This is a genomic window from Tenacibaculum sp. M1.3A, assembly GCF_057732375.1.
Window position 1 is genome coordinate 446,556 of the sequence record NZ_JBYJEF010000001.1, and the last position, 11,955, is coordinate 458,510.

General features: G+C 30.8%; 11 protein-coding genes. 8 read left to right on the plus strand and 3 right to left on the minus strand.

What is annotated here, in order from left to right:
- The first annotated feature begins 100 nt into the window (after positions 1–100).
- Both ffh and folD read left to right on the plus strand, forming a co-directional pair.
- Positions 101–1,429 carry a signal recognition particle protein gene (gene ffh / locus AC28QF_RS02025; protein ID WP_488200022.1) on the plus strand — a complete coding sequence of 443 codons (1,329 nt, stop codon included), beginning with the start codon at positions 101–103 and terminating at the stop codon, positions 1,427–1,429.
- Between the two features lie 72 nt (positions 1,430–1,501).
- Positions 1,502–2,383 (plus strand): bifunctional methylenetetrahydrofolate dehydrogenase/methenyltetrahydrofolate cyclohydrolase FolD, encoded by an 882-nt coding sequence (gene folD, locus AC28QF_RS02030; protein WP_488200021.1) that lies wholly within the window; start codon positions 1,502–1,504, stop codon positions 2,381–2,383.
- A gap of 4 nt (positions 2,384–2,387) precedes the next feature.
- Here the strand turns inward: folD and AC28QF_RS02035 are convergent, their stop codons facing one another.
- Both AC28QF_RS02035 and pepE read right to left on the minus strand, forming a co-directional pair.
- Positions 2,388–2,960, minus strand: coding sequence for a hypothetical protein (locus AC28QF_RS02035; RefSeq protein WP_488200020.1), 573 nt, complete (start codon positions 2,958–2,960; stop codon positions 2,388–2,390).
- A gap of 93 nt (positions 2,961–3,053) precedes the next feature.
- Positions 3,054–3,761: a dipeptidase PepE gene (pepE, locus tag AC28QF_RS02040; protein ID WP_488200019.1), complete on the minus strand. Its 708-nt coding sequence runs from the start codon at positions 3,759–3,761 to the stop codon at positions 3,054–3,056.
- Between the two features lie 70 nt (positions 3,762–3,831).
- Between pepE and AC28QF_RS02045 the strand changes: the two genes are divergently transcribed.
- The 6 genes from AC28QF_RS02045 (at position 3,832) to AC28QF_RS02070 (ending at position 11,320) form a co-directional block, all read left to right on the plus strand.
- Positions 3,832–4,611 (plus strand): carboxypeptidase-like regulatory domain-containing protein, encoded by a 780-nt coding sequence (locus tag AC28QF_RS02045; RefSeq protein ID WP_488200018.1) that lies wholly within the window; start codon positions 3,832–3,834, stop codon positions 4,609–4,611.
- 4 nt (positions 4,612–4,615) lie between these two features.
- On the plus strand, positions 4,616–5,437 hold the full coding sequence (locus AC28QF_RS02050) for a carboxypeptidase-like regulatory domain-containing protein (RefSeq protein WP_488200017.1): 822 nt from the start codon (positions 4,616–4,618) through the stop codon (positions 5,435–5,437).
- Complete coding sequence (locus tag AC28QF_RS02055) at positions 5,434–6,225, plus strand: carboxypeptidase-like regulatory domain-containing protein (RefSeq protein ID WP_488200016.1); 792 nt, start codon at positions 5,434–5,436, stop codon at positions 6,223–6,225. The genes AC28QF_RS02050 and AC28QF_RS02055 overlap by 4 nt, the downstream gene beginning before the upstream one ends.
- Positions 6,226–6,258: 33 nt before the next feature.
- Positions 6,259–6,750 (plus strand): DUF6702 family protein, encoded by a 492-nt coding sequence (locus AC28QF_RS02060; RefSeq protein ID WP_488200015.1) that lies wholly within the window; start codon positions 6,259–6,261, stop codon positions 6,748–6,750.
- Positions 6,751–6,813: 63 nt separating this feature from the next.
- Complete coding sequence (locus tag AC28QF_RS02065; RefSeq protein ID WP_488200014.1) at positions 6,814–8,934, plus strand: M1 family metallopeptidase; 2,121 nt, start codon at positions 6,814–6,816, stop codon at positions 8,932–8,934.
- A 157-nt stretch (positions 8,935–9,091) separates the two neighbouring features.
- Positions 9,092–11,320 carry a M1 family metallopeptidase gene (locus AC28QF_RS02070; RefSeq protein WP_488200013.1) on the plus strand — a complete coding sequence of 743 codons (2,229 nt, stop codon included), beginning with the start codon at positions 9,092–9,094 and terminating at the stop codon, positions 11,318–11,320.
- 70 nt (positions 11,321–11,390) lie between these two features.
- Here AC28QF_RS02070 and AC28QF_RS02075 read toward each other — a convergent pair whose 3' ends face one another.
- The gene (locus tag AC28QF_RS02075) at positions 11,391–11,825 is read right to left on the minus strand and encodes a hypothetical protein (protein WP_488200012.1); all 435 of its coding nucleotides are present in this window, start codon (positions 11,823–11,825) and stop codon (positions 11,391–11,393) included.
- Positions 11,826–11,955: the final 130 nt, after the last annotated feature.

The window sequence follows — 11,955 nt, forward strand, 5'->3', positions numbered from 1 at the left end:
TCAATTATTTTTTCTTAAAAAAGACTAAAAATCTAGCATCTAAAGTCTAACATCTAAAGTCTAATTACTATATTTGTGCCTCTAAAAATGAAGCCGATACATGTTTAATAATTTAAGTGAAAAGTTAGATAAAGCGTTACACACGCTTAAAGGACACGGAAAAATTACTGAAGTTAATGTTGCTGAAACGCTAAAAGAAGTTCGTAGAGCTTTATTAGACGCCGATGTTAACTTTAAGATAGCTAAAGATTTTACTAAAAGGGTACAGCAAAAAGCCTTAGGTCAAGACGTATTAACAACGTTAAACCCAGGTCAATTAATGGTTAAGTTGGTTAAAGACGAACTTACTGAATTAATGGGTGGCGATACTGTTGGTGTTAACTTAGGCGGTTCTCTTAGTGTAATTTTAATGTCTGGTTTGCAAGGGTCTGGTAAAACTACCTTTTCTGGTAAATTGGCTAACTTTTTAAAAACTAAAAAATCTAAAGAAGTTTTATTAGTAGGTTGTGATGTTTATCGTCCTGCCGCTATTAATCAGCTACAAGTTGTTGGAGAACAAATTGGCGTTGATGTATATGCTGAAGTAGAAAATAAAAATCCTGTTGAAATTTCTTTAAATGCAATTAAGCATGCAAAAGCAAACGGTAAGAATGTAGTTATTATTGATACTGCCGGTCGTTTAGCTGTTGATGAAGAAATGATGAATGAAATTTCTAACATTCACAAAGCTGTTAATCCGCAAGAAACATTATTTGTTGTAGATGCTATGACAGGGCAAGATGCTGTAAATACAGCAAAAGCCTTTAATGATATTTTAAACTTCGACGGTGTTGTATTAACCAAATTAGATGGTGATACACGTGGTGGAGCTGCTTTATCGATAAAATCTGTAGTAAACAAACCAATTAAGTTTATTGGTACTGGTGAAAAGATGGATGCAATTGATGTATTCTATCCAGATCGTATGGCAGATCGTATTTTGGGTATGGGAGATGTTATCTCTTTAGTAGAAAGAGCTCAAGAACAATACGATGAAGATGAAGCTAGAAAATTACAAAAGAAAATTGCTAAAGATCAATTTGGTTTTGATGACTTTTTAAGTCAAATACAACAAATCAAAAAAATGGGTAGCATGAAAGATCTTGTAGGTATGATTCCTGGTGCAGGAAAAGCCCTAAAAGATGTTGAAATAGAAGATGATGCCTTTACCGGTATCGAAGCCATTATACAATCTATGACTCCGCTAGAAAGAAGTACACCTACTTCGATAGACGCTAGTCGTAAGAAAAGAATAGCTAAAGGTTCTGGAACTTCTGTTCAAGAAATAAACCAATTGATGAAGCAATTTAATCAGATGAGCAAAATGATGAAAATGATGCAAGGCGGTGGCGGAAAAAAAATGATGCAAATGATGAAAGGAATGAAATAATATAAAAGAGAAGCTGTGGCTTCTCTTTTTTTTTACACATAAGTTTAACAATCACTACAACACAACAACACAATGATTTTACTAGACGGTAAAAAAACATCTGCAGATATTAAAGAAGAAATTGCTCTTGATGTATTAGATTTAAAAAATCAAGATAAAAAAACACCTCATTTAGCGGCTATTATTGTTGGTAACGATGGCGCTAGTTTAACCTACGTTAACGCAAAGGTAAAAGCATGCGACCGTGTAGGTTTTGAATCTTCCTTAATTAGACTTTCTGAAGAAACAACCGAAGAAGAATTACTTAATGAAATTGCCATTTTAAATATCGATAATGATATTGATGGTTTTATTGTACAGTTACCACTACCCGATCATATTGATGAACAAAAAGTATTAATGGCTATAAATCCGGATAAAGATGTAGACGGATTTCACCCAACAAATGTTGGTAAAATGGCATTAAACTTACCTACGTTTATTTCTGCTACGCCGTTTGGAATCTTAGAATTGTTAGATCGTTATAATGTTGAAACTAGCGGAAAGAATGTCGTCGTTATTGGTCGTAGTCATATTGTAGGTAGCCCAATGAGTATTTTATTGGCTCAGAAAAGAAAAATAGGTAACGCAACTGTTACTTTAACACATAGTAGAACAAAAAACTTAAAAGAAATTACTTTACAAGCTGATATTATTATTGCTGCTTTAGGTATTCCTGAATTTTTAAAGGCCAACATGGTTAAAGATAATGTTACTGTTATTGATGTTGGAATTACACGTGTTGCCGACTCTTCTAAAAAACGAGGTTTTCGTTTAGTTGGTGATGTTGCTTTTAATGAAGTATCAGAAAAATCAGCATTTATAACACCTGTTCCAGGTGGCGTAGGTCCGATGACTATAGCCATGTTACTAAAAAACACATTACTCGCTTGTAAAAGAAGAGAATTAAACTAATACTTTACTTTTTTGGTTTAGTACAAGATATTTTCCAAAACGGGAACACTACTGTTTCCGTTTTATCTACCCACTCACCTATCCATTTATAACCTTTTTTATCGATATCATAAAAAGTTAATCTAGAGAAACCAGCGGTTCCGTTTGGCGCTTTCTGATCTAAATAAAGCACAATTTTACCTTCTTTAGTTTTGTTTCCTTTCCAAGCTCTCAGTTTTGGTGTAGCTGCTTTAGAACTGTAATAATGCACATACCAATTTAAACTGTCTTTATTATATTGGCGAATGCTTCCTGAGTGATTACCGTCTTCTTTTAAAGTTAAATCTTGCACAGCAGTTCCGTTCATTATATACTTCCACTCCCATGTCATTTTTACAGGTTTGGCCCAAGTTCCATCAGGTTTTTTATTTTCAGAAATACAATCACATTTACCAATTAAATCTTTATAGTCTTTTACTTGTTTTGGTGCTTTCGGATTGTATTTTCCAAACGGGTTCTCTTTATTTACATCATACTTAAATTGAGAAAAAATTGATACAGAAATAAAAAGAACAAATATGTGTAAAGTAGTTTTCATAAATTAATGAGTTTACTCATTTTATACTAAAATATTTATTGTCATGAGAACCTGCAACAAGTTTAGGTTGACGTCAAATTTTGATATACAATCTTAAAAATACGAACTTATTTCTTTATTTGTTGACAATTCAACAGGCGTATTATCTTTTTGAAATAAACGAGCAGGTAAACTTCCTCGTAAAACTATTGAATCTCCGTTTACCTCTAACCAACTTCCTTCTCGTAAGCCTAAAACTGAAGTCGTATTAAATACATGATACTCTTTTATTCTAGTTTCACGGGTTTCACCCATATGCGTAGAACCTTCAATAGGGTCTAAATAATGTGCATTTATGTTAAACGGAATAAATTCTAACGTTTTAAAACTTGGCGGATATACAATTGGCATATCGTTGGTATTCATCATCGTTACTCCGCAAATATTACTTCCGGCACTGGTTCCTAAATAAGGTACTCCGTTCTCTACAACCTCTTTTAAAGCGATTATTACATCGTTTTTATACAGTTGATTTACCAGTTCAAATGTATTTCCTCCACCTGTAAAAATTCCTTCCGCTTGTTTTAATGCTTCCTTCGGATTTTCAAACTCATGAATACCTATTACTTTTTTATCTATCGTAGCAAAAGCTTTTTTAGCAATAGCGGTATACTCGTCGTAACTTATTCCGCCAGGCCTTGCATAAGGAATAAATAAAATAGTATTCGCTTTTTTAAAGAAAGTAGTAAGCGTTGGTAATATATATTCTAAATATCCACTGCCGTGAATCGTTGATGTACTAGCTATAATAAGTTTTTTCATACATCAAATTAACAAAAATTTACCATCCTTTTAAAACATTTTTAAGACAAGTAGGTAGTTTCTTTGTAAAATGAGAAAGTTTTTATTTTTTATATGCTGTTTAACATCACTAATTATCGTTGCTCAAAACAATGCTAAAATTGTTTCCGGAACCATTTATTTAGATAGTTTAGCTTTGGAAGACGTACATATTATCAATCCTAAATTAGATATCGGTTCGGTTTCTGATAAAAAAGGTCGTTTTGAAATTCTTGCTGCAAAAGGTGATGTTTTAATAATTTCTCACGTAAAGTTCGAATACAAAGAACATGTTATTACAGAGGATGATTTAAGATCTAAACAGATTAATATTCATTTAGATAGTAAAACTTATATGTTAGATGAAATTGTTCTTAAAAAAAAGAGAGGTATTTTTGAAGTTGACAAAGACATACTAATATACAAAGGCCCGATTGTTAATGCCCAAACATTAAAATTACCGTACGCTAAAAATCAACAGATTAATGATGAAAAAACGGTAGCTATTAACTCAGGTTTATCTGTTAGTTTAGGTGGGCTAATAAATGCTTTAAACGGGAATACAAAACAAAAAAAGGTTTTAAAAAAATTAAAGATAGAAGATAAAAATATACTTAAAATAAGAAAGCACTTTACCGATGGCTTCTTTATTCATCAGCTGAAAATAACAAAAGAAAACATCAATACTTTTTTAGAATTTTGTATCTCAAAAGGTATTATCAATTTATATAGAAAAGATAAATTTTTAGAACTTACCACTATTTTATTGGATAACAGTAAAAACTCTCCGTATCTTTTATATGAAGAAAACACTCGGATTACTCAAAAATAAATCTATGAAAAAACAACTACTCCTACTTTTATTTTTTTTAACCGTTTCTTTTAAAATCTTTGCACAAGAAAATCGAAAATTTTTATATGCTACAATAAAAGATAAAATCGGAGCAGTTTCTAACGCACATATAATTAATCTTAAAACAAACCAAGGAACTTATACTAATGAAGAAGGTGAGTTTAGAATCTTAGCAAAAGTTAATGATTCCTTACAAATATCGTTTGTTGGCTATAAAACAACCTTTTTTAAGGTGAAAATTAAGAATTTCGGCTTACTTAAGAATGAAATTATTTTAGAAAAAGAGGCTCTTGAGCTTGATGAAATTATATTAAAAAAACATGATTTAATAGGCTCATTAGATGTTGATGCAAAAAAAACACCTAAAGATATTGGAAAAGACAAATCTAAAAGTGCTTTAGATTTTTCGATGATAGATTTTGAAAAAGTGGTTAGTACTACTGTTGATGCTATAGATCGCTCTAAAGCGCCAAACATGCAAAAACAAACGGATCCTACAGCTAAATTTGCTGGTGTAGGTGGTGGTTTTAATTCTGGTCCCGATAAATATGCTGCAGAAAAAAGAAGAGTTCGAAAAGAAATTAAATATAAAGAGAATTTTCCTAACATGTTAATTTCTCAGTTTGGTGAAAAATTCTTTTTTGGTGAATTAAAAATTCCAAAAGAAAAATATTACCATTTTTTAGCTTACTGTAATTCCTTAAATATAGAAGGACTATATAAAGATGGTAAAGTCTTAGAAATGTTAAAAATATTGCAACAAGAAAGTAAAAGTTATTTAAAAATTATAAATTCACCCGAATGAATAAACGGTTAATCTTTCTTATTATATTAATTTCTTTTTTAAAAACACAATCTCAGGAAAATCGAAAATTCTTGTATGCTGATGTAAAAGATAAGATTGGCGGTGTTTATAACGCGCATGTTGTTAACTTACATACTAAACAAGGAACTTTTACCAATGAAAATGGCGAGTTTAGAGTTTTAGCAAAAGTAAACGATTCTTTGCAAATATCTTTCATGGGTTATAAAACAGCTGTTTTTGTTGTGAAAATTAAGTATTTCGGAATACAAAAAAACAGCTTTGAATTAGAAAAAACATTGTATGAGTTAGATGAAATAGCCTTAAAAAAAAATAATCTTTTGGGCTACTTATCTTCGGATAGCAAAAACATAAAAATCAAGAAAGAAATAAATGCAGAAACATTAAAACTTCCTTATGCCGGATCTCGAATAATAACGCCTGCTGAAAGGAAACTTCATACTGCAATGGGTGGAAGTCATCCGATAGGCTTAACTTCTGTTTCTTTAGATTATATTCTTAACAGTATTTCCGGAAGGATAACTAAACTCCGAAAACTAAAATCTATTGAAACTTTAGAGGTAAAAGTAAAAAATTTAAAAAACACGTATTCTAAACATATTGTAAAGGAGTATAATATCAAAGAATCAGACGTTTATAAGTTTATTTATTTTTGTACTGCGGATGAAGATTTTAATCAGACTTACAATTCCGGGGACATAAATATGATTCTGTTTTTAAAAAAGAAATCCGAAGCCTTTAAAAAACTACATTCAAACGATTATAATTAGTAATTTGGCGCAATAATTGGTCTATAAAAAGTTATGAAAAAAATATTTATACTATTATTTATCCTTCCACTATTCTCTTTTAGTGTTCACAAATACTATATTTCTTTAACAGAAATAGAATACAAAGAAAAAACACAATCTGTTCAAATGATTATGAATGTTTTTATTGATGATATAGAAAATGCCATTAATAAAGACTATAACGTAGATTTACAACTAACTACAAAAGATGAGCTAAAAAAAGTAGATGAACTTTTCTTTAACTATTTACAAAAACATTTTAAAGTTAAAATAAACGATGCCAATGTAACCTATCGTTTTATTGGTAAAGAATACGATGGTGATATTGTTTATTTCTATTTAGAGATTGAAAACATTACCAATATAAAAACCATCGAAATACAAAACGATGTATTAATAAATCATTTTCCTGAGCAACAAAACTTAATTAAAACGTCGATAAAAAAGGCGCGAAAGAGTCTATTTTTAGACAAAAAAAATGATAAAGGTTTGTTAAAATTTTAACATTATTTAACAATACCAGTTACTAATTCTTATTTTTAAAAACTATTAAATAATTTACACAGAATGAAAAAAAATATTTTATTTGTTTTCTCTATTTTTTTTGTTGCAGTTACTGCTTTTGCTCAGCAAATTACTAAAGAAGGACATACGAATCAAAACAAATTCAGACAATTAAAACAAGAATTACCAACACCAAATAGCCAACATACAGCCTCTGGAGCTCCTGGTATAAAATATACACAACAAAAAGTTGATTATACAATGGATATCGTTTTAAATGACGATAAACAAAGTATTACCGGTAATGAAACTATTACGTACCATAATAATTCTACAGATGAATTAACTTATTTATGGGTACAGTTAGATCAAAATATGCGTGCGGCAGATTCTAAAACTCCAGATGTAAGTACAGGTAAAATCAGAACAAAACTAAGTAAAAGTAGATTTGAAAGAACTTATCCTGAAAAAGCTTTTGATGGTGGATTTAAAATTACAAGCGTTACCAATGCAGACGGAACAAAATTATCGCACACCATTAACCAAACAATGATGCGTATTAATTTAGCCCACCCATTAGCTTCTGGCGATACATTTAAGTTTAATATTAATTGGTGGTACAACATCAATAACCACAGAACTCAAGGTGGTAGATCTGGTTACGAACATTTTCCTGAAGATAATAACAATAATTATGTAATTGCCCAATTTTACCCAAGATTATGTGTGTATGATAATGTTGAAGGTTGGCAAAATGATCAGTTTTGGGGAAGAAGTGAATTTGCTTTAGAATTTGGTGACTTTAATGTAAATATTACTGTTCCTGCAGATCATATGTTAGGTGCAACTGGTGTTTTACTTAACAAGAAAGATGTTTTTTCTAAAACTGAATTAAAGAGAATAGAAACCGCTAGAAAAACTTTCGACAAACCTGTTATTATTAGAACTCAGAAAGAAGCTGAAAAAATTGAGCAAGGACGTTCTAAAAAAACAAAAACTTGGAAATTTAAAGCTACCAATGTAAGAGATTATGCTTTTGCAACTTCAAGAAAATTTATTTTCGATGCAATGGCTGTTGATATTAATGGTAAAACAGTAATGGCTGAATCTTTATACTCTAAAGAAGCAAATCCGTTATACGGAGATCATTCTACAAGAGCTGTAGCACAAACGTTAAAAACATATTCGAGATATACATTTGATTATCCGTATCACAAGGCAATTTCTGTTGACGGACAAATGGGAATGGAATATCCGCAGATTTGTTTCAATCCAGGAAGACCAGATCTTGCTGATGGAGGTTATTCAGATAGAGTAAAATATAGAATGGTAAAAGTTACAATTCATGAGGTTGGACATAACTTTTTCCCGATGATTGTAAATTCTGATGAACGCCAATGGACATGGATGGATGAGGGTTTAAACTCTTACATGGAAATGTTAGCTGAATTAGATTACGACAAAGACTTTCCTATAACAAGAGGATATCCGAAGAATATTGTAAAATATATGAGCGGAGATCAAGCCAGAATTGCACCAATTATGTCTAAAGGAGATAATGTATATAGTTTTGGTAACAACGCTTACGGTAAACCTGCAACTGCCTTATGGATTTTAAGAGAAACCATTATGGGAAAAGAATTATTTGACCATGCGTTTGCAACCTATTCTAAAAGATGGAAATTTAAACACCCTACTCCTGCTGATTTCTTTAGATCTATGGAAGATGCTTCGGCAATGGATTTAGATTGGTTTTGGAGAGGATGGTTTTACTCAACCGATGTTACTGATATTGGTGTAAAAGAAGTAAAGAAATTTTATACAACTACAAATGAAGATGATTCTGTTAATTTTACAGAAGACACTTCTAATGGTTTAGGTTTTACTAAAAAACAAAGTAAATATCATTATGAAATTACTTATAACAAACCAGGTGGTTTAGTAATGCCTATTATTGTTGAGTTTACTTATAAAGACGGAACAAAAGAAAAGAAAACATATCCTGCACAAATTTGGAGGTACAATGATAAGGAAGTTACAAAAGTATTTTCTTCATCAAAAGAAGTACAAAATATTACAATCGATCCTGATTTAGAAACTGCAGATGTAGATACATCTAACAATAGTTGGCCTAAAAAAACAACAACTAAATTCGATAAATTTAAGAATAAAGTTAAAGGTTAAAATAAACATATTTAAAGTTAAAAGTGGTACAAGATAATTGTACCGCTTTTTTTTGCACCTAAATTGTATAAAGGTTTGTTAAAATTTTAACAAACACCGTTTTCTACTTCTCAAAATTTAGTAACTTCCCGCATATTTTAACTAAATCAAACAAAAAATGAAAAAATACGCTACGCTATTACTTTCAGCCCTTTTTGTTTCTGCATCAATATTTGCACAAGAAACACCCAAAAAAGAGCCTCAAAAAGGTCATACCGATCAAAACAAATTCCGTCAACTAAAAGACGTATTAGCAACTCCAAACGACCAAAGAACTGCTTCTGGAGCTCCTGGACACCAATACACACAACAAAAAGTTGATTATGTAATGGACATTCGTTTAGACGAGCAAAATAATAGAATTTATGGTAATGAAACCATTACATATCATAACAATTCTAAAGATGCTTTAGAATATTTATGGGTTCAGTTAGATCAAAATATGCGTGCACCAGACTCTAAAACTCCGTTAGCACAATCTAAAGGAGCTAGTGGTTTTCAAACACCAAAGCAGTTTGTAAGCAGTAATATGGATGAAGCTAAAGATTTTGGTTACAAAATTGAAGCTGTTAAGTATGAAGACGGTAGAGATTTACCTCATACAATTAATCGTACTATGATGCGTATTAATTTACCAACGCCTTTGGCTTCTGGTGAAGTATTTAAATTTAAAATTAAGTGGAACTATTTAATCAACGATATTAATGCAGACGGAGGTCGTTCTGGATTAGAAACATTTCCTGATGGAAATAAAAACTATACAATAGCACAGTTTTTTCCACGTTTAGCAGTTTATGATAACGTAGAAGGATGGCAGAACATGCAGTTTTGGGGTCGTTCTGAATTTGCTTTAGAATTTGGAGATTACGATGTTAAAATTACAGTTCCTGCAGATCATATTATGGAAGCTACTGGTGAGTTACAAAACGAAAAAGATGTTTTAACTAAAGAACAACGTAACCGTTTAGAAAAAGCTAGAAAATCGTTTGCAAACCCTGTAATGATTGTTACACAAGCTGAAGCTGAAGAAACAGAAAAAGGTCGTGCTACAAAAACAAAAACTTGGCACTATAAAGCAAACAGTGTACGTGATTATGCTTTTGCTTCTTCAAGAAAATATATTTGGGACGCTATGGCAACAAATATTAATGGTAAAACAGTTATGGCTACTTCTTTATATCCTAAAGAAGGAAATCCTTTATGGGAAGAGCACTCTACAAGAGCCGTTGCTACAACACTTATCGAATATTCTAAATTAACATTCGATTACCCTTATTCTAAAGCTGTTTCTGTACACTCAGAAAGACAAGGTATGGAATATCCTATGATTTGTTTCAACTTTGGTAGACCAAATCCTGATGGAACTTATTCTGACAGAACTAAAAAAGGAATGATTGGTGTTATTGTTCATGAAGTTGGACATAACTTTTTTCCAATGATTGTAAATTCTGACGAACGTCAGTGGACTTGGATGGATGAAGGTTTAAATTCTTTTGTTGAAATTTTAGCTGAAGACGTATATGATCCAGTATTATTTGCTTCAAACCCAGCAAAAGATATTACAAGATATATGGGCGGAGATCAAAGTAATATCTCTCCTATTATGTCTCAAGGAGATTATGTAAAACAATTCGGACCAAATGCATACTCTAAGCCAGCTGCTGGTTTATATATGTTACGTAAAACTATTATGGGACCAGAATTATTTGACTACGCTTTTAGAACTTACTCTAAAAGATGGATGTTTAAACACCCAACTCCTGCTGATTTCTTTAGAACAATGGAAGATGCATCTGGAATGGATTTAGACTGGTTCTGGAGAGGATGGTTTTATACAACTGACTATACTGATATAGGAATTAAAGAAGTTAAGCCAATGTATTTAACTGATAAGCCAAATGAAAGAACAGCTGGTTTAATTAAAAAATACCCACAGTATTTTAACAACTTAGGGGAATTAATGTTTTTAACAACTAATAAAGAAGATGCTAATTCTTCAGTTTTAGAAAAGCATTTAAATACTTTATCTAGCGATGAAAAAGCTAAGTTAAAAGAAGTTCCTAAGTTTATGTATCAAGTGGAATTTGAAAAGCCAGGAGGTTTAGCAATGCCAATTATAGTTGAATTAACATATGCTGATGGAACTAAAAAGCGTGAAACTTTTCCTGCACAAATTTGGATGAACGATGATGCAAAAGTATACCGAGTATTTTCTTCTGCTAAAGAAGTTACAAATATTACTGTAGACCCTGATTTTGAAACTGCAGATGTTGATACATCTAACAATAGCTGGCCAAAGAAAACAGCTAACAAGTTTGATAAATTTAAAAATAAAGTAAAAAAATAACATTTACTTTCGTTTATATACACAAAAAACCCGCTATAATAGCGGGTTTTTTATTTACATTTAATATTTATTATTTTTTAAATAACTTGTTAATTTCATCTAATGTTAACAATCTAGATTCTGTTAAAACATCTGGCTCTCTACTAACATACTGTTCAATTTGTAGCTTAATTACACCTTCATGTCGTTCGTACTTTAAGTAAACAACATCACCATTTGCTTTTATTTGGTATTTACTTCCTGCTGCTTCTTCAAAACCTCTAACCATTATTGCGTGTAATTTATCAGCATCATTATCTACATTCTTAAACGTAAATGAAACATACTCGTTTATAGGATTATTTATATTTTTATAAAATAAATTATATGCTTCGTCTCCTAACTTCTCTAAGTAAACAAATTCTACCCTACCTACAATTTCAACTCTTGCGGTTTCAATAAATTCAATTTGAGAATACGATGCAACAGAAACAAAGAATGTTGCTAAAAAAAATAGTTTTTTCATAAATATTAGAGTTTAAAGTTTGATATAAATATATTTGATTATAATTAAACAAAATAACGTTTTATTAAATAAAAAATTATATTCTTCTTTTTAAATATTGTCTTTCTTCAAAAAAGAGAAACCTAAATAC